The sequence below is a fragment of the Nonomuraea sp. NEAU-A123 genome (genome assembly GCF_018603905.1).
Taxonomy (GTDB): domain Bacteria; phylum Actinomycetota; class Actinomycetes; order Streptosporangiales; family Streptosporangiaceae; genus Nonomuraea.
In genome coordinates this window covers 113500-132284 of record NZ_JAHFZZ010000009.1, presented here as the reverse complement: position 1 = coordinate 132284, position 18785 = coordinate 113500, and the positions used below count along the sequence as shown (strand labels likewise).

The following is an 18785-nucleotide window of genomic DNA, read 5'->3' as shown; positions in this document are numbered from 1 at the left end:
CCCTAAGCCGAGGTCAGAAGCGCCGCTCCGGCTCGCGGTCTGAACGGTCTGAGCGGTCGGCGTGGCCGGGGTGGCCGGGGTGGTCGGCGGGTTCGCTTCTGGGCGCCGGGCGGTGCGGGATGGCGGGGTCGGCCGGGAGGCGGACGGTGAAGACCGCTCCGGCTCCCGGACGCCCGTCCGCCGTGATCGTCCCGCCGTGCCCGTCCACCACTTCCCGTACGAGGGCCAGCCCCAGCCCGAAGCCCCGGCCCACGAACCGGGTGAACAGCCGCTCGGAGTCCTCCGGATCCAGGCCCACGCCGTCGTCCCGCACCTTGAGCTCCACCACCTCCGAGTCGCCGAAGACCGTTACCCAGATGTGACCCCCCATGCTCGTATGGCCGAGCGCGTTGTCGAGGAGCGCGGCGATCACCCGGCGCAGCGCCGACTGCGCCCCGCGCACGATGTGGTCCTCGAGCCCCTGGCGGCGTACTTCGATCGTCACGCCGAGCGCCGCGGCGCGCGCCGCCTCGGCGACGGCCAGTTCCTCGGCCAGCGCGGCCAGGTCGACCGGGACGAACGGCCGGCGCAACTGCTTGAGCTGGGCCGACACCAGCAGGTCCTCGACCACCTCACCCAGTTGCCGGGTGCCGGTGACCAGTTGGTCGACCTCGTCGATGACCAGGATCCGGTCGGTTCCGCGCCGCAGTTGGCGGGCGACGAGCTGGGCGCGGGTGTGCAGGCGGGTCAGCGGGGTGCGCAGCTCGTGGCTGACGTCGGCGGCGAACCTGCGCTGACGGGCCAGGGCCTCGCCCAGCGGCGCGATCGCCCGGCGGGCGAGAACCTGGCCGATCAGCAGCGCGGCCAGCAGCCCGGCGAGCTCGGCGGCGGCGAGCGTGCGGAGCAGCCGGTGCCGCTCGGCCGCCTGGTAGCGAAGGTCCATCACCGCCTGGGTCGCCACGTCACCGTGCCGCTCGGTGCGTACGAGATAGGTCTGCCCGGCCAGCTCGACCTGGTCGACCTGCGGCGCGCTGCCGGCGGCCAGGTACAGCGCGGTGTCCAGGGGCAGCGCCTCCGGTGCCCCTGGAGAGCTCTGTAGGGTGCCGTCACGCAGCTCGAACAGCCAGACGCAGGGGGGAGGGTGGGTGACGGAGCCGTGACGCGTCGCGGCGGCCAGGTCGCGCCGCGCGGAGTCGTGCTGGTCGCTCACGGTGACGCCGTAGACCACCGCCCCGAAGAGGGCGAGCACCAAGGAGATCGCCCCCGCCACCTGTACGGTGATCCGGCGGCGGGCCCCGATCAGCAGCCGTCGCTCCGGATCGGCTGCCGCCCGCCCCCTCACAGCCTGCCCAGGCGGTAGCCCACGCCCCGTACGGTGCTGACGATGCCCGGTCCCAGCTTGCCGCGCAGATAGTAGACGTAGGTGTCCACGATCGCGTCGGTGCGGGCGCCGTCGAACACCCGCTGCCGCAGCGAGGCCCGCGTGTGCACCTGCCGCGGCCGGGTCGCCAGCGCGTGCAGCAGCCGGCACTCCTGGCCGGACAGCGAGACCTCCTCGCCGGTCGGCAGCCGTACGGTGTGGGCCGCCGGATCCAGCCAGCCCGTGCCGACGGGCAGCAGCCCGGCCTGGTCCAGGTTCCTGCGGTGCAGCGCCCGCACCCTGGCCAGCAGCTCGTCGATCTCGAACGGCTTGACCAGGTAATCCTCGGCGCCCGCGTCCAGCCCGGCGACCCGGTCGGCGACCGTGCCGAAGGCGGTCAGCAGGAGCACCGGCACGGTGACGGCCTGCCGGCGCAGCCGCCGCAGCAGATCGATGCCGTCGACCACCGGCAGGCCCCGGTCGACGATCATGGCGTCGTAGGCGCGGCTCAGCCCCAGGTGCAGGCCGCGCTGCCCCTCCAGGGCCAGGTCGACCGTGTATCCCTCGTCGGTGAACAGGTCTACCAACATGCCCCCGAGCTCGCGGTCATCTTCGACGAGTAACAGCCGACGGGAGGGTGAGCCGGCTGTACCCGATGTCCCAGCCACGGACCCACCGTGGCATCACTGCCGCAGAATTACCAGGGTCCCAACAAGCATTGACATTTCGCGAAAATGAAGATCAAGCCGAGGCTGCCTCCTCCAAGGGGCGTGGCTCTTCGGGTTCGGTTCTCCTGGTCTGTTCGAGGCGTTCCGGCAGCGCCAGTTTGTACAGCGGCAGGGCCCCCGCGGTCGTGATCACGGCCACGAGCACCAGCATGGCGAACAGCTCCTGCGTGATCATGCCCTGTGCCAGGCCGATGTTGATGAAGATGAGGATCATCAGCCCCCGCGCGTTCATGAGCGCGCCCACCGCGTACGACTCGCGCCAGCTGAACCCCAGTGTCCTCATCGCCAGCGAGCAGCCGAAGTACTTCCCGCTGAAGCCCGCCGCCAGGATCAGCGCGAACGCCAGCAGCATGGCGCCACCGGCGATGCCGTTGAGATGGGTGTTCAGCCCCGAGAACGTGAAGAACACCGGCAGCAGCAGCGTCGAGACGACGTCCATCATGCGGCCGTGCAGCACCTTGCGGAAGGCCGGATCGCGGGGCATGGTCAGCCCGGCGACGAAGCCGCCGAAGACGGCGTACACGCCGATCCAGTCGGTGAGCCAGCCCGCGGTGAGCGGTACGAGGATGACCACGTACATGGCGCCGGGACCGAGCTGCCCGGTGCGTGCGAGGCTCCGGCCCAGCGGCCGCAGCAGCGGGCGGACCACCGTCAGCATCACCACCGCGAACAGCGCGGCCAGGCCGATGGTGCGCAGGGCGCCGCCGGTGCCCGAGCCGAGGTGGATCGCCGACAGCAGTGCGAGGATGCACCACGCCAAGGCGTCGTCGATGGCGGCCGCGATCAGCGTGAGCCGCCCGAGCGGGGAGTTCTCCAGTCTCCGCTCGTACAGGATCCTGGCCAGCATGGGGAAGGCGGTCAGCGACAGCGCGCCGCCGAGGAACAGGGCGAACTCCCACCGGCTGATGTCCGGGCGGGAGAGCAGGTCCCACAGGACCAGGCCGCTGCAGAAGCCCAGGACCAGGGAGGGGATGATGCCCGAACCGGCCAGGATCGACCCCCGGCGGACCTCTCCAGGTGACCGGGCGCTGTGGTCCAGCCCGGCGCCGACCAGGAACATGTACAAGGTCAGCCCGATGGTGCTGAGCACGTACAGGACCGGTCTGACCTCCTTGGGGAACAGGGCGGCCTGGGCCTCCGGGAACAGCCAGCCGAACAGCGTCGGGCCGAGCAGGACGCCGGCCACCATCTCGCCGAGCACCCGCGGCTGCAGCACCATCAGCGCCAGCCGGCCGCAGACGCCCGCGACCAGCAGGATGACGACCAGGGCGGGTAACACCTTGAGGATCAGTTCGAGGTTCGGGTCACCGGCGGCGACCAGGGCCATAGTGGGCATACCATTTCTCCGCTCGTCATCCGGATGGTCAGTGGGAGACCGGCTGGCCGTCCTCCGCGAAAAAGCGCTCGCACAGCCGCTGCCTGCGCGCGTCCCAGACCATGTAGCTGCCGAGGACGAGCTGGACGAGGCTGCGCCAGACGTCCTCCCACCGGTCACGGAACCGCACGAACAGCAGCAGCGGCCGGTGGGCGGCACTCCTGGGGGCGTACCTCGGGGTGAGCAGGCACGGCCCCCGGTTGGGCAGGGATCGGGTGTGGGCGGCGGAGGAGTCCAGGGCGTACAGGCGCAGGATCTCCTCCGCCGCGACCCGCATGGCGATCGGCGCCAGCCGCCAGGCGGGGCAGGGCCGGTTGGCGGCGATGCCGAACGGGATGTGGTTGAGCTCCCGGGCCGAGGCGCGGTCGGGATGGAAGCGGCCCGGGTCGAAGCGGCCGGGGTCGGTGAAGCCCGCGCGGTGGAAGTCGGGGTAGTTGAAGCACAGCACCGAGCCGGCCGGGATCGCCGTGCGCTCGTCGAGCGGGATGTCGCCGGTGGTGACGCGGTGCGCGACGCCGAAGAGCGGGTAGAGCCGCAGCGTCTCCGAGATCACCTGGTCGAGGTAGCGGGGGCCGTTCGACAGCGCCCTGGCCTGTACGTCCGGGTGCTGGGCGAGGACCATCAGCAGGTGGGCCATGGCCTCCGACAACTGGACGACCGCGGTGTTGAAGAAGGCCCCCTGCAGGTACAACGCCTGCTCCCTGGCCGACAACCCCTCGGGAAGCGGGTGCCGCACCCGCGGCAACTGCTCCACCAGATACCGGGTGAGCCGGTCGCGCCGGTCCATGTGCCGCAGTCCGCAGCCCTTGAGCGCGGTGACGACGTCGTTCGCGTTACCGATGATCAGCTCCCGGGCCGCCCACGGGCACCGCCTGCCGAAGACGAGCTCGTAGGAGAACTCCGCCCAGAGCGGCATCATCAGGTCGCGCAGCCGGACCAGCCCGCGCGCGTCCCGCAGCGTCCGCGCGACGCAGCGGCGGGTCAGCTCCTCCGCTTCCGTCCGCGATACGGACAGGAAGCCGCGGGTGGCCCGGGCGACGGCGTCATATCGTTCCCCCGCCTCCAGGTGCTCCTGGTGCATCTCGGGGCCGGGCGCCAGCCAGTACCAGAACAGGTCCGACAGGGCGGCGCCCTTGCTCCGGCCACCGGCCGCCGGGTGGGAGTAGACCTCCCTGAACCGCTCGACGCCGACCAGCTCGCCGGGCACGGGGATGCCCTCGTCCCCGTTGACCCGGTTGAAGACGCGTACCCGCAGCGCCACGACCCGGCCGGGCAGCCACCACGGCAGACTCAGCACCACGCCGGCGGCGAGCGCCACGGCCATCACGGTCAGCATGCGCGTCGCACCATCCCCGGTTCGAGCTCGTCGATCGACGCGCAGCCGCACAGGGTGAGCGCCCGCTCCACCTCCGAGCGCAGCAGGCTGAGCACGCGGCCCGCGCCCCGCTCGCCGTCCGCCGCCAGGCCCCAGATCACCGGCCGGCCGACCGCGACCGCCGCGGCGCCCAGCGCCAGGGCCTTCAGCACGTCGGTGCCCCGCCGGACGCCCCCGTCCAGCAGCACGGGTACGGCTCCGCCGACGGCGCGCACGATGTCCGGCAGCAGGTCGACGGCCGCCGGGACCGTGTCGAGCTGCCGCCCGCCGTGGTTGGAGACCAGCAGCGCCGAGACGCCGTGCTCGAGCGCCAGGCGCACGTCGACGGGATGCGCGACGCCCTTGAGCGCGATCGGCAGCGCCGTCATCTGCCTGAGCAGGTCGATGTGCGCCCAGGAGAGCTCCGGTGACATGACGATCGGCCGCACCCGCGCGCCGTCGCGCAGGTTCTCGCAGCACATGCCCTCGGGCAGGTCGTGGAAGCCGTGGCGCCGGTCCCGGGCCCGCGCCCCCAGGGTGGGGGAGTCCACCGTGACGACCAGCGCCTTGCAACCGGCCGCCTCGGCCCGCCGGACGAGCGTCTCGGTGAAGGCCGCGTCCGGCTGGATGTAGAGCTGGAACCAGAGCTCGGCGCCGGGCGCCGCCGCGGCCACGTCCTCGACGGCGACCGTGGACGCCATGCTGACGATCATGATCGTCTCGGCGGTCGCGACCGCCCGCGCCGTGGCCCGCTCGCCCTCGGGGTCGGCGAGCCGGTGGAACGCGGTCGGCGCCACCAGCACGGGCATGGCCGCGTGGCTGCCGAGCAGGGTGACGTCGAGCTGGAGTTTCCCGGCGCCGCGCAGCACCCGCGGCAGCAGCGCGAGCCGGTCGAAGGCCGCCTCGTTGGCCCGCAGCGTGACCTCGTCACCGGCGCCGCCGGCGAAGTAGTCGTAGTGGGCGGGATCGAGGCGAGAGCGGGCCGCGGCCTCGAAATCGCCCAGTGTGTCCATCACGCCGGTACCGAGGCGGCCTGGCGGGCGAAGAAGGCCCGCAGAGGCTCGACGTGCACCTCGGGGGAGGTCCACTCGTTCTCCAGGTTCTCGGTGATGTGGTGGACGGCGGGCGGCGAGCCGGGCCGATGATGCCGCACCACTGGGTGCAGGTAGTGGCCCTCGTGGGCGCGCGCGGAGTCGCTCTGCCGGATCCGGCCGATCGCGATGTCGAAGGGGTCGACCTTGTCGTGTTCCGGGCCGTACTCCAGCGTGATCGCGAAGTGGCCGCCGTCGCCGATCGGCGGGCCCTGCAGATCGACCGGCAGCTCCTCCAGGTAGCGCGCCCCGCCCCGGCCGTCGGGGACGATGACGTCGGCCATCAGGCCGAACTGCTGCCACAGCGCCGAGGAGCGGTTGACCCGTTCGAGCACCGCCGCCGCCATGGCCTCCGGGGTGGCCGCGAGCTCGCGGGCCGGCCACGGGACGCCGTGGTAGCGGTGCTCCAGGATGCGGTGCAGCGAGCGCGTGCCGTACCGGAAGCCGTGGATGAAGCCGCTGGTGCCGCGCTTGAAGTCGCGGGACTGCGTCAGCGTCCCGGCGAAGTGGAGGCCGGGCACGCTGACCGACTCGTAGGCGGGGGTGAGCGCCGGGAACCTGTCCTGGATCATCAGCTCCGGACGGCACCCGTCATCGAAGATCGAGGCGTCGAACCGGAAGCCGGTGCAGACGATCACCCGGTCGTACGGGATGTCCTTGGTGACCTCGTCGGCGCGGGCGAAGCTCACCGTCACCAGGTACGAGCCGTCGGCCTGCCGCTCGATCCGCTTGACCGAGCCGTCCAGCACCGCGTTCTGGGACTTGAGCTGGTAGGTGTCGAGGAAGTTGTTGTTGACCGCGCGCAGGTGCCCGACGAAGTGGGTGCGCCACGCCATCCGTACGGAGTTCGGCCCCGCCACGTGGATCACCGCGGCGGTCTCGACCAGGTTGCCGGCCGTCTCGAAGGCCGAGTTGCCCTTGCCGATGACGAGCACCCGCTGGTTCACGTAGCCGGACGGGTCGGTGGCGGCGGTGCCGTAGGGCTCGGCCGTCTCGATGCCCGGTATCTCCGGGATGTTGGGCCGGGTGACCCCCGCCGCGACGATCAGGCGCTTCGCCTCGTATGTCCGGCCGCGCTCGTCGGTCACCTGGAAGGGGCCCTCGCCGGGCGCGCGGGTGATGTGGGCGGCGCGGGCGTCGTAGACGATCCGCAGGCTCCAGGCAGCGGCGAAGTCGGCGAGGTAGCGGACCATGTCGTCGGCGGCGGGGAAGTACCGGTCGCTGTAACCGGTGAAGAGCAGGTCCGGGTCGTCCGACAGCAGGGAGTTCCAGTCCATCCGGAGGTTGAGCTCCGGGTCGGAGGATCCGGTGTGCTTCTTGTTGATCGAGATGAGTGTGCGATGCCGGGGGAAGGTCCGGAAGAACATGCCCGGCGTGGGGCCGGCTTCGAGGATCAGGTACGACCGCCCCGCCTTTTCCAGGAAATATCCCAACTGCAGCCCCGCCGGGCCGGCGCCGATCACCAGGTAGTCGAGGGCGTTGTCCGGCACGGATGCCTCCGTCACAGCGATGTGGTTGAACGGACAACAGCAGTGTTGGCCGGCAATTCTCAGAGAATGCTCAGAACAGCCGCCCGCCGTGCTGGTCCAGCAGGGCGCGCTTGTCCGGTTTGCCGCTCGCGGCGACCGGGACGGCGGACACCACCGTGATCGTCCGGGGAACGCTGTCCGCGCCGAGCTCGGCGCGGACCAGGGCGGCCAGCGCGTCGCGGTCCGGGTCGCGCCCGGCGGCCGGCACCACGAACGCGTGGACGGCCTCCCCGGTCAGCTCGTCCGGCGCCCCGGCCACGTACGCCTCGTCCACGTCGGGATGACCGGTCAGCACCTGCTCGATCGGCCCCGCGTACACCACCATCGCGTTGACCATGATCACATCGCGGGTCCGGCCGACCAGGTACAGGTAGCCCTCCTCGTCCAGACGGCCGAGGTCGCGGGTGCGCAGCCAGCCGTCCCGCAGCGTGTCGCGGGTCTCCGCCGGCTGCCCCCAGTAGCCGGACATCAGGTACGGGCTGCGTACGTGGATCTCGCCGCTCCCGCCCGCGGCCACCTCCCGGTCCTCCTCGTCCCGGACGCTGATCTCGACCCCCGGATGCGGCCGGCCGACCGAGGCCAGCAGGCGGGCCGGGCCGTGGGCGATGTCGTCGGGCGTGAGCATCGCGATGTTGCCCGCCTCGGTCTGGCCGTACCCCTGGTAGATCACGGGACCGAGCCGCTCGGCCGCGGCCGCCAGCCGGGACGGGCTGATCGGCGACCCGGAGACCATCAGCGCGCGCAGGCTGCCGACGTCCACCGCCTCATCGCGCAGCAGGCCGAGCATCTGGTAGAGCCGGGGCACGGTGATGATGGAGCCGGTGATCCGGTAGCGCTCGATCGCGTACGGGAAGACGGGCCGCCCGTCGTCCTCGGGGATCACCGCCGTGCCGCCGCCCAGCAGGCACGGCGCCAGGAACTCCAGGACGACCATGCTGGCCAGGGTGCCGAACAGCAGGTAGCGCTCGAAGGCCGCGGCGAGTTCGGCCGCGACCGGGCCCCAGACGCGGGGCTGCCACGCCCAGTGCTCGCTCAGCGCGCGGTAGGTGATCGCGCAGCCCTTGGGCTGCCCGGTGCTGCCACTGGTGAAGGTCAGGGCGGCCACGTCGTCCGGACGGGCCGTGACGGTGAGGGGCCGGCCGCCGTCGGGGCGGGCCAGCAGCTCCTCCAACGGCAGCACGGGAATCGGCCCGGCGGCCGTGAGCAGTTCGGGCGTCGCGGTCGACTCATCGACCAGGAGGGCGTCGATCTCCATGCCGAGCACGTGGGCGAGCTGCCCGGCCGGGTACCCGGGCCGGACGCCCACGACGCGGCAGCCGAGCGTGTGCGCGGCCAGGTGCGCGGCGAACGCCTCCGGCGAGACGCCGGTCCGGATGGCGACGCCCCGGCCGGGCCCCAGCCCGGCCTCGGCCAGCGCGCCCGCCAGCCGCCGGATCAGCTCCAGCAGCGCACCGCGCGACACGGTCCGGGGACCGTGCTCGAAGGCCGGGCTCCCGGGCGAGTCCCGCAGCGCGTCGAGCAGAGGATGCGGGAACAACATGATCGGCTCCTCACCCTTGCAGTGATCGTTTATTGGTCATATAACCGGCTTGTCGTCCCACCGAGACGTTAGGCAGCGCACATCAGAGACCGATCAGAGGCGGGAGCGCGATGTGAAGGTGATCGGTGCGGGTTTCGGCAGGACGGGCACGGCGTCGCTGAAGGCGGCGCTGGAAATGCTGGGGTACGGCCCCTGCTACCACATGTCCGTGGTCATCGCGGAGCCGTACCGGGTCCGTCAATGGCTCGACATCGGCGAGGGCCGCGCCCGTGACTGGGACGAGGTGTTCGCCGGCTTCCAGTCGGCGGTGGACTGGCCCGCCGCCTCCTACTGGCGGGAGCAGGCCGAGCACTATCCCGAGGCGAAGGTCATCCTCACCGTCCGCGACCCGCGGCGGTGGTACGACAGCGTCAGCGACACCATCTTCGCCAGCGCCCTGGCCGAACGCCGCCCGTTGCCGGTGCGCCGCCGGATCATCCGCTGGCTGGTGGCGCACCGGGCGCCGGACTTCGCCCTCTACCCGCGCATGGCCAGGGCGACCGTCATGGACCGGATCTTCGACGGCCGCATCGACGATCCCGCGTACGTCGTGGAGGTCTTCGAACGGCACGTCGCCGAGGTGCGGGCGACGATCCCGGCCGGGCGGCTGCTGGTCTTCGACGTGCGGGAGGGCTGGGGGCCGCTGTGCGCCTTCCTCGGGGTCCCCGTACCGGACGAGCCCTTTCCCCAGGTAAACGAGCGGGAGACGTTCCGCCGCAAGAGGCCGGGCAGGCAGTTGCGCCTGATACTGCGCGGGCGCTGAAGGTCCCCGGCAGCAGGCAGAATGAGAGGCGTGCCCCGACGTGACGTGAAACGCGCCTCCGCCCCGTGCCCGTGCGGGCTGCCGGCGACCTACCAGGAGTGCTGCGGGCGGCTGCACCGCGGCCAGGCCGCCGCGCCCACGGCCGAGGCGCTCATGCGGTCACGATTCAGCGCCTTCAGCGTCGGCGATGCCGGATATCTCCTGCGCACCTGGCATCCGTCGGCCCGCCCGCCGCGCCTCGACCTGGACCGGGCGACGCGCTGGACCCGCCTGGAGATACTCGAGAGCACCGGGGGCACCGTCGTCCACACCGAGGGCACCGTCCGCTTCCGTGCCCACTACACCGACCACGGCGAGACGGGATGCATGGAAGAGCACAGCCGCTTCGTCCGGCACGAAGGTTTCTGGACCTACACCGGGGCCGAGCGTTGACCGACGATCTGCTGTCCTGGCTCCGCGCCACGATCGAGGCCGACAACACGACGGCCGAGGCGGCGACTCCCGGCCCGTGGTCCTACGACCCCATCAGGGAGTGGTACGACGGCGACGACTTCGTCACCATGACCAACGGGCAGGAGTTCGTCGGCTTCGGTGACCCGTCGGCCTTCCGCGGCGCGGTCTGCATCACCGGCGACGCCGGTGACGGCCCGTCCATGCGGGACGCCGTGCACATCGCCCGCCACGACCCCAGCGACGTGATGGCCCGCTGCGCGGCCGAGCTGCGACTGCTCGCCGAGCACGGCCATGGCGAGACCTGTGACAGGGGCCCGGCCTGCGACGTTCTCCGGCTCCTCGCGTACGGCTACCGCCACCGGCCCGGCTGGCTGCCCGAATGGGCGCCGCGCTGAGTTCGGTGAGCGCGCCTGGGGGTACTGGCCGCGCACAACCAGGAGGGGTGCATGGGATTACGGGCGAGGCTCAACAGCAGGTTCGGGCGGCGGGGACGGCGGCTGCGGGCGACGGCCCGGCAGACCTTCGACTGGCAGGACCTGCGGCCGGGCCAGCAGGAGGCGATGGAACACCTGCTCGACGGACGTGACGTGCTGCTGGTCATGCCGACCGGCGCCGGCAAGTCGGCGGTCTACCAGGTGCCCGCGCAACTGCGCGACGGTCCGACCGTGGTCGTCTCGCCGCTCATCGCGTTGCAGCGGGACCAGGTGATGGGCCTGCAGAAGGCCGACGCGGGCGGGGCCGTGGCGGTCAACTCCACCTCCTCGGTCAAGGCGGGGCTGGAGAAGGTCACGGCGGGGGAGGCGGAGTTCGTGTTCCTGTCTCCCGAGCAGCTCGCCAAGCCCGACGTCGTCGCCCAGCTGGCCAAGGCCAAGCCGTCGCTCATCGCGGTCGACGAGGCCCACTGCGTCTCCTCATGGGGGCACGACTTTCGCCCCGACTACCTGCGGCTGGGCAAAGTCATCGAGCGCCTGGGGCACCCGCCGGTGGTGGCGATGACCGCCACGGCGGCGCCGAATGTCCGGGAGGAGATCGTCCGCTCCCTCGGCCTGAAGGACCCGGTGCAGATCGTGCGGGGGTTCGACCGGCCCAACATCCGGCTGGAGGTGCGCCGGTTCGTCAGCGACGACGACAAGAGCCAGGCCCTGGCCGAGCACGCCGCGTCCCTCGCCGGGCTCGGCCTGGTCTACGTCGCCACCCGGCGCGAGGCCGAGGAGTACGCCGCGCTGCTGACCGGGCTGGGTCGCCACGCCGAGCCGTACCACGCCGGAATGCGGACGGCCGAGCGGACCCGCGTCCACGGGCTCTTCACGGCGGGCGAGGTGGACACCGTGGTGGCGACGTCGGCGTTCGGGATGGGCATCGACCGGCCCGATGTCCGGTACGTGCTGCACGCGGCGCCGCCCGAGTCGCCCGACTCCTACTACCAGGAGATCGGCCGGGCGGGCCGCGACGGCCAGCCCGCCTCGGCCGTGCTGTTCTACCGCTCGGAGGATCTCGGCCTGCGCCGCTTCTTCGCCAGCGGCCGGGCCGACGCGGACGCGTTGCTGCGGGTGGCGACCCTGGTGAAGGAGCACGGCGGCACCGTACCCGCCACCGAGCTGCGCGCCCTGCTGGAGGTGAGCGCCTCGCAGCTCACGAGCCTGGTCAACCTGCTGGAACAGGCCGAGGCGGTGACCGTCACCGACTCCGGCGACCTGCGCTATGCGCGCGGCGGCCCGCCGCCGGAGCAGGCGGCCGCGCGGGCGGTCGAGCTCGACGAGATCCGCCATCGCGTCGACGACTCGCGGATCGACATGATGCGCGGCTACGCGGAGACGACCGGGTGCCGCCGCCGCTTCCTGCTGGAGTACTTCGGCGAGCCGTACGACGCGGCCTGCCGCACCTGCGACACCTGCCGGGACGGCGCGGAGCCCATCGCGACCGGTGACGGGCCGTTCCCGCTGCACGCGAAGGTCGAGCACAACGCGTGGGGGCGCGGGACGGTCATGCGCCGCGAGCCGGACCGGATCACGGTCCTGTTCGACTCGGTGGGCTACAAGACGCTCTCCCTGGGCGCGGTGGAGGGCGTCCTGCGTCTCGCCTGAACCCTACGCGTCAGGCTCCCTCGCCGAGCTTGGCGAGCAGGGTCCGGGCCTGGGCGGCGAAGCCTTCGTCGCCTGATTCGACCGCTCGCCGCAGGTGCTTTCTGGCCAGGTCCAGGTCGCCGTCGCCGTGCCGGATCTCGCCCAGCCGGTACGCGGCCTCGCCCACCAGGTCGGGCTGCCGCGTGTCGGTGGCCAGGGTGAGCTCGTAGTAGCGCACCGCCGAGCCGCGGTCGCCCAGCCAGTACGCCAGCTCGCCCAGGTGCGCGGCCGCCAGGGGCGCCTGGTTCTCGTTGCCCGAGTCGATCACCTGCTGGTACCAGCGCAACGCCTCGGGCCAGTCACGCTCCCGCTTGGCCAGCGCCCCCAGGTACATCTTGGCGACCACCGTCGCCATGCCGCCGGCCTCACCCGCCATCTCCACGACGCGCAGGTACAGCTCGCGGGCCCGGCCCGCGTCCTCGTCGTGATAGGTCTGGCCGAGCAGGACCAGGGCGCGGCGGCTGAGCCTGCTGTCCACGTCGGCGACGCGGCCCAGCACCTCGCGGGCCTCCCCGACCTCACCCGCGTCCACCAGCGCCTGCCCCAGCGTGACCAGGGCGGCGGGCTCGCCGCTCTCCGCGGCCTGCCGCAACGTGCGCAGCGCGCCCTCACTGTCGCCGTGCTCGTTCTGCATCAGGCCCAGCACGCTCGCCAGCAGGGCCTGCGCGCCCGGGTCCAGCTCGGTTTCGGCGGAGTCGTCCGTCAAGCGCTGGGTGACGTCCGCCAGACCGGCGGCGTCGCCCGCCACGCGCAGCAACGGGACCAGCCGGCCGCCGGCGACCAGCCGTACGTGGGCGTCGGGGTGGTCGACCAGCCGCTCGTACCTGGCCCGCGCCTCGGCGACCTCGCCGGCGGCGGCGTACAGGTCGGCCAGCTGGATCTCCAGGTCGGGGTCGGGATCGGGCAGGAAGCCCACGGCGCTCTCGATGTACAGCACCGCGCTCGCGCGGTCGCCCGCCTCGGCCAGCTCGGTGGCGCGCTTTCCGGCCACCTTGAGCGCCTCCTGCGCCTCGCCGGCCCGGGCGGCCAGCGCCAGCGCGCGTACCGCCACCTGGTGGTCGCCCTCGGTGAAGGCCCGGTTGGCGACCACGATCACGTTGTCGGCGGCCATCTCCACCAGCTCCGACAGCAGGTCAGGGTCGTCCGGGCCCACCTCGATGGCGGCCACCCGGCCGAACGCCTCGGCCGAGGCCGCCAGGTCGCCGTCCTCGAAGGCCCACTTGCCGAGCAGGTTGCCCGCCTGCGCGCGGACATCGGTGTCGCCGATCTCAGCCGCGCCTCCGAGCTCGGCGCGGGCCGCCTCGCCCTCGCCACGGTCGCGCAGCGTACGGGCCAGGTCGACGCGGATACGCGGGCTGAGCTCCGCGGACCCCGTGCCGATGCCCTGCCGGTACAGCCGTATGGCGGCGTCGGTGTCGCCGCGGTGCCGGCGCGCGTCGCCCCACATCCAGTAACCGGCGGCCATCGTCTCCATGTCGCCGCTGGTCACCGCGCGCTGGGCGGTCGCCGCGACGCCGTCGAAGTCCTTCACCTGCAACTGCGCCAGCATCAGGCTGCGCAGCGGGGTCAGCGCGGCCGGATGATCGACCTCGGAGCCCTTCCGGTAGGCGGCGACGGCGGCTTCCATGTCGTCCTCGTGATAGCAGGCGATGTCGCCGAGGTCGTCGTAGGCGGTGGCCACCTCTTCCGGATCGCCGTACGCGACGACCAGCTCCAGCATCGCGCGCGCCTCGGCGGGGTCGTCCGCGACGCTCTCGCGGGCGGCCCGGATGACCTGCCGTCCCGCGGCGCCCGCGGTGGGGGTGCCGGACTGGTTGCGCATCAGCCAGCGCAGGGAGTCGAGCGTGCTCGGGCCTTCCTCGTCGCCGTACGCCTCGAGGATCGAGAGCAGCTCGTCCTCCTCGACCCCTTCCGTGCTGCCCGGCAGTCCGGCGGGGACGACGATGTCCAGTTCGGGGAACGCGCCGATGTCTTCGGGTTCGGAATCCTCTTGGACCGGGGGCTGTACGGTCTCCGGCAAGGGGAGGGGCGATGGGTGGCCGGCGGCGCGGGCGGCGAGTTCCAGGGCCAGGTGCTCCTCGCCCATCTCTTGGAGCAGCGGCAGCAGTTGTGTGGTCGCCGCGAGCCGTACGCGCGGGTCGCCCGCGGTGGTGAGCGGCTCCAGCAGCGCGCGGGCCTCGGCCGGGGCGCCGTGCTCGGTGAGGAGTCCGGCGAGCTCCATCAGCAGGCGCGGGTCGCCGTCCGGGAGGAAGGCGGCGGCGCCCTTGTAGTACGTGCGGACGGCGTCCAGGTCGCCTCGCTCGACGGCGGCCGACGCGTGCTCCTTGGCGAGCTGCACGGCGTCGTCGTGCGCCCCGCCCGCGGCCCCGAGGTGCAGTGCGCGGACGGCAACGGCGTGGTCGCCCGCCTCGGCGGCCTCGTAGGCGACGGCGGCCAGGTTGTTCAGGGCCATCCCGTGGTACTCGCGGTCGTGCTCACCCGGATTCGGATGACGCAGACCGGCGGCCGCGGCGGCCCCGAACGCCTCCGCGGCGCCCGCCAGCCGCCCGTCGTCGGCCAGCCAGGCGCCCAGCTGGATGCCCGCCAGCAGGACTTGGCTGGGGTTGTCGCAGGTCAGCACCGCTTCCAGCTCGCGGTGCGCGGCCGTCGTGTCGCCGAGTCGGTGGAGTGTCTGGCCGAGTTCGACCCGGATGTAGGAGACGGTGTCCGGGTCGGCGCCCTCGATCGCCTCGCGGTAGGCCGCCGCCGCCCCCGCGAGGTCGCCCCGGGTCTTGGCCACGTCGCCCAGCGTCCAGACGCCCAGGGTGACCGTCTCGGGGTCGCCACTGCCGACCGCGCGCCGCGCGGCCGCCTCCAGGGCGTCGACGTCCTCTTGCAGCGCCAGTACGCCGAGCAGGCGGCGCAGGCAGGCCAGCGCGGCCGGATGATCGACGGCCGCGCCCAGCGTGAGCGTCTCGGCGGCGGCGTCGATGTCTCCGGCCAGGTCGTAGGCGAGGCCGAAGCTGTCGCAGGCCATGGCCACCTGCTCGGGCGTGCCGAACTCCAGCACCAGCTCGTACAGCTCGCGGGCGCCGTCCGCGCCGGCGCGCAACCGCTCCAGCGCGGCGCCGAGGATGAGGTCGGTCGCCTCCGCCCGGTTAGCGGTCGTCGCGCGTTCCAGCAGGGGCCGGGCCTCTGTGAGGTTGCCTTCGTACAGGGTGATGTGCAGCTCGGCGACCTCCGGTGAGCCGTACGCCTGGGTGAAGAGCTCCAGCGCGCCCGCCCGGTCGTTCTCGTCCAGCCGGAGCATGGCCAGTTCGTTCGGGCTCGCGGTGCCGAGACGCTCCTTGGCGGGTAGCCGGATGGAGGGGTCGTCCGCGGTGGCGGCCCGCTCGTACGCCGTACGCGCGGCCTCGGTGTCTCCGGCTTCGGTCAGGTAGTCGCCGAGTTCGTACGCGATGAGCGGGATGTTCTCCCCGGAGGACTCGTCACCCGCCGCGGCGAGCTGTTCGAAGGAGGCGATGGCCCGTGCGGCGGCCTCGGCGGCCCGTCCCGCCTCGCCCCGGCGGCCGAGCAGCCGGGCCAGCATGACGCCCGCCGTGGCGGCGACCTCGGTGTCCGGCCCAGGGCCGGCTTCGGTGCCGAAACCAGCACCGGGCTCGGCGTCGGGCTCGAAGTCGGGATCGCCATTGATCGCCTGCTCGTACTGCGCGGCAGCCGCGTCGAGCTCGCCGGCCTCTTCGAGTGCGGCGCCGATCACCAGATGCACGTGCGGTCCGTCGCCGGTCGCGGACACCTGGAGCTCGCGAGCCTCGGCCACCCGGCCCGCGGCCACGAGTACCCCGGTCAGGACGTCCAGGAGCCGGACGTAGTCGTCGTCGTCCGAGTCCAGGGCGTCCAGCGCCCGCCGGTAGGCGGTGGCGGCGCCGGCCAGGTCGCCGAGCGAGGCCAGCGCCTTACCGAGCCCCTTCGCGCCCAGTATCGCGTTGTGCTCGCTGTCCCCGTCGGCGGCGACGGTCCACGCCTCGACGGCGCCGGCGTGGTCGCCCCCGTCGTTGCGCAGCGCGCCGAGGTACAGCGCGGCCTCCTGGACGCGCTCCGGGTGGCCGCACGCGATCGCCAGGGACAGCGCGGCGTCGGCGGCGGCCACGTCCCCGGCGCGCTGCCAGGCGTGGGCGGCCTCCAGCATGAGCCAGGTGTTCATGAACGAGCGATGGTCGTCACCGCGCTCCCCGATGGCCGCCAGCACGGCGGAGGCGCCCGCGAAGTCGTGGTCGAGGAGCCCGCGCGCGAACACGCCGTCGTCGGCGAGCTCCGGATGGTCCTCATCGACCTGGTCGAACGCGTGGCGCGCGGCCTCGAAGTCGTCCATGCGGACCCGGGTGAACCCGAGCAGCCAGGCGCTGCGCGGCGCCCGGAGCCGGTCGCCGCGGGCCATGATCCGCTCGTGTACGGCCGCCACGCCGGGCAGGTCGCGACGGTTCTCCAGGATGTGCAGCAGCTTCGCCTCGGCCTCGGCGCTCAGGCCCGGATGCTCGCAGACGGCCGCGTAGGCGGCCAGGGCTCCGTCGGCGTCGTCCCGGCCTTCGAGCGCCGCGCCGAGCGCCTGGGCCACCCACGGCGCCAGCGCCGGATGGCCGTCCGCGTGGGCGCGGCGCAGCAGCTCGACGACCTCCTCGTCCTCGTCGCCGTCACGGATGATCGAGGAGATGACGGCGGCGTGCGAGAGCGCCAGCGGATCGCCGGCCGCGGCGGCCTCGTCGAGCAGCTCGATCCCCTGCGAACGCGGCACCCCGAGCGACACGTACACCTGCGCGAGCATGCTCTTGGCCAGCGCCGACACGGCCGGATCCGGATGCCTGGCGCACTCCTGGTAGGCCGCGATCCCAGCCTCCCGGCCGAGCCGCTGGTAGCTGACAAGAGCGGCGAGCATCGGATGTGGGGCGCCGATCCCGGCGATGAGGTGCCGGTTCACGGCGGCGGCGAAGCCGTTGACATAGTCGTCGCCGTCCGCGACGTACTCGAGCAGCTCGTACGCCTGCTCCACGTCGCCCTCGCCGTACTCGAGGGTGGCCAGCATGGCGCAGGCGCGCGCGGACTGGACCGGGAGGCCGGCGTCGATCACCCGGCGCAGCAGCGCGCGGGCCTGGGCGAGGTCGTCCGCGCGGATCAGCTCCAGGGCGGTGTCGCAGTCGTCGACGGCCTGCTCCAGCGCCTCGTCCGGGCCGCGGACGGCGCCCTCGGCGTACGCGAGCGTCATCTGCGCCTGGAACGCCACGTCGGAGTCGTCGAGCTCGGCGGCCTGCCCGAGCAGCGCGACGACCTCGGCCCGCCGCGGGTCGTCCCCGGCCAGCCCGTGCAGCAGCAGCCCCAGGCAGGCCACAGCGCCCTGGTGGAACTCCGAGTCGCTCCCGAGCACCACCCGCCAGCAGGCGACGGCCTCGTCCACCTCACCGGCCTCGGAGTACACCTGTCCCAGGCAGGCCCGCGCCTCCAGGGCGAAGCGCGGGTGGCCCGACTCGACCACGCGCCACAGGATGGCCCGGGCGCCCTGCTCGTCGCCGAGTTCGCGGGTGAACTTCGACTCCTGGATGAGCGCGTCGAGCCGGACCTCCGGGCGGTGATCCTCGGCCGCGCGCCTGTAGGCGTCCCGGGCCTCGACGAGCTCGCCCAGGTCGAACAGGACCGCGCCGAGCAGCTTCTCGGCCAGGCCGCGCTCGGCCGGATCGCCGACCGCGATCGCGTGCTCCATGACGCGGCGGCAGTCCTCGAACTCCGCCCGGTCCGCGTAGATCGAGTACAGCCGGAACGCCGCCTGGGAGCAGAGCCCGGGCATCCCGTGGGCGAGCATCTGGTTCAGGCCGGTCAGAATGATCTCGTCGTTGGACCCGTCGTAGTCCTCATCGTCGAGCAGTCCGGTGATCGCGTCGAAGGCGTCCCAGGCCTGGCGCTCGCGTTCGCCGCCGTCGTCCGGCCACCGCGTGTCCTCCAGGCCCTCCGTGAGCTCGGCGACCCCAGGGTGGTCAGTGCGCCTGGCCCGCGCCAGCGCCTCCGCGGCGCCGTCGAGGTCGCCGAGCCTGCGCAGCACGCGTACGAGGGAGACGTCGGCCATCACAGAGAGGTCGGCATCGGCGCCCGTGGCGGCGAGCCGCAGGGGGCGGCAGGCCAGCGCCCACTGCTCGGCGTCGACCAGCATGAGGCCGAGGGAGATCGCGGAGCGCTGCGCGAACACCGGATGCCCCGAGGCGATCACCGAGCGGTGCGCCGCCCGCGCGCCTTCCAGATCACCCCTGTCCTGCAGGAGGCGGCCGAGCAGATGCGAAGCCTCGGGGGCGACGGTTCCGTCGCCGGAGACCACGACCTCCCGAAGCACCGCCGCCGCTCCGTCCAGGTCCCCCTGCCGCCACATGCCGATCGCCGTTTCGAGCCGCTCGGGCCACGAAGACATGCCTTAACCCCTACTGCCGGAATG

At 72.8% G+C, this 18785-nt stretch carries 12 protein-coding genes; 4 read left to right on the top strand and 8 right to left on the bottom strand.

Going from position 1 to position 18785, the window contains the following annotated elements; genetic code table 11:
* Window positions 1-13: 13 nt before the first annotated feature.
* The 7 genes from KLK06_RS28300 to KLK06_RS28270 all read right to left on the bottom strand — a co-directional run bounded on the left by KLK06_RS28300 (window position 14) and on the right by KLK06_RS28270 (window position 8956).
* A complete protein-coding gene (locus KLK06_RS28300; protein WP_214638681.1) occupies window positions 14-1321 on the bottom strand; it encodes a HAMP domain-containing sensor histidine kinase in 1308 nt (435 codons plus the stop codon).
* Window positions 1318-2007, bottom strand: a complete 690-nt coding sequence (locus KLK06_RS28295; RefSeq protein WP_308168484.1) for a response regulator transcription factor — start codon at window positions 2005-2007, stop codon at window positions 1318-1320. The genes KLK06_RS28300 and KLK06_RS28295 overlap by 4 nt, the downstream gene beginning before the upstream one ends.
* Before the next feature lie 73 nt (window positions 2008-2080).
* Window positions 2081-3403, bottom strand: coding sequence for a cation:proton antiporter (locus KLK06_RS28290; protein WP_214638679.1), 1323 nt, complete (start codon window positions 3401-3403; stop codon window positions 2081-2083).
* A 28-nt stretch (window positions 3404-3431) separates the two neighbouring features.
* Complete coding sequence (locus tag KLK06_RS28285) at window positions 3432-4778, bottom strand: cytochrome P450 (RefSeq protein WP_214638678.1); 1347 nt, start codon at window positions 4776-4778, stop codon at window positions 3432-3434.
* Complete coding sequence (locus KLK06_RS28280; protein WP_250906209.1) at window positions 4772-5809, bottom strand: alpha-hydroxy acid oxidase; 1038 nt, start codon at window positions 5807-5809, stop codon at window positions 4772-4774. Before KLK06_RS28280 ends, KLK06_RS28285 begins: the two co-directional genes overlap by 7 nt.
* The gene (locus KLK06_RS28275) at window positions 5809-7377 is read right to left on the bottom strand and encodes an NAD(P)-binding domain-containing protein (RefSeq protein ID WP_214638676.1); all 1569 of its coding nucleotides are present in this window, start codon (window positions 7375-7377) and stop codon (window positions 5809-5811) included. Before KLK06_RS28275 ends, KLK06_RS28280 begins: the two co-directional genes overlap by 1 nt.
* 70 nt (window positions 7378-7447) lie before the next feature.
* Window positions 7448-8956: a class I adenylate-forming enzyme family protein gene (locus KLK06_RS28270; protein WP_214638675.1), complete on the bottom strand. Its 1509-nt coding sequence runs from the start codon at window positions 8954-8956 to the stop codon at window positions 7448-7450.
* 112 nt (window positions 8957-9068) lie between these two features.
* Here KLK06_RS28270 and KLK06_RS28265 point away from each other — a divergent pair, with 112 nt between their 5' ends.
* From KLK06_RS28265 to KLK06_RS28250, 4 genes are read left to right on the top strand one after another with little or no spacing between them, the layout of a single operon-like run.
* Window positions 9069-9758 (top strand): sulfotransferase family protein, encoded by a 690-nt coding sequence (locus KLK06_RS28265; protein ID WP_214638674.1) that lies wholly within the window; start codon window positions 9069-9071, stop codon window positions 9756-9758.
* Between the two features lie 21 nt (window positions 9759-9779).
* The gene (locus tag KLK06_RS28260) at window positions 9780-10190 is read left to right on the top strand and encodes a YchJ family metal-binding protein (protein WP_214638673.1); all 411 of its coding nucleotides are present in this window, start codon (window positions 9780-9782) and stop codon (window positions 10188-10190) included.
* Entirely contained in the window at window positions 10187-10606 is a 420-nt protein-coding gene (locus KLK06_RS28255) for a DUF6221 family protein (protein WP_214638672.1), read from the top strand. The genes KLK06_RS28260 and KLK06_RS28255 overlap by 4 nt, the downstream gene beginning before the upstream one ends.
* Before the next feature lie 51 nt (window positions 10607-10657).
* Window positions 10658-12295, top strand: coding sequence for an ATP-dependent DNA helicase RecQ (locus tag KLK06_RS28250; protein ID WP_214638671.1), 1638 nt, complete (start codon window positions 10658-10660; stop codon window positions 12293-12295).
* A gap of 10 nt (window positions 12296-12305) precedes the next feature.
* On the opposite strand, the gene KLK06_RS28245 is transcribed toward KLK06_RS28250, so the two are convergent.
* Window positions 12306-18761 (bottom strand): tetratricopeptide repeat protein, encoded by a 6456-nt coding sequence (locus KLK06_RS28245; RefSeq protein WP_214638670.1) that lies wholly within the window; start codon window positions 18759-18761, stop codon window positions 12306-12308.
* Between the last annotated feature and the right edge of the window lie 24 nt (window positions 18762-18785).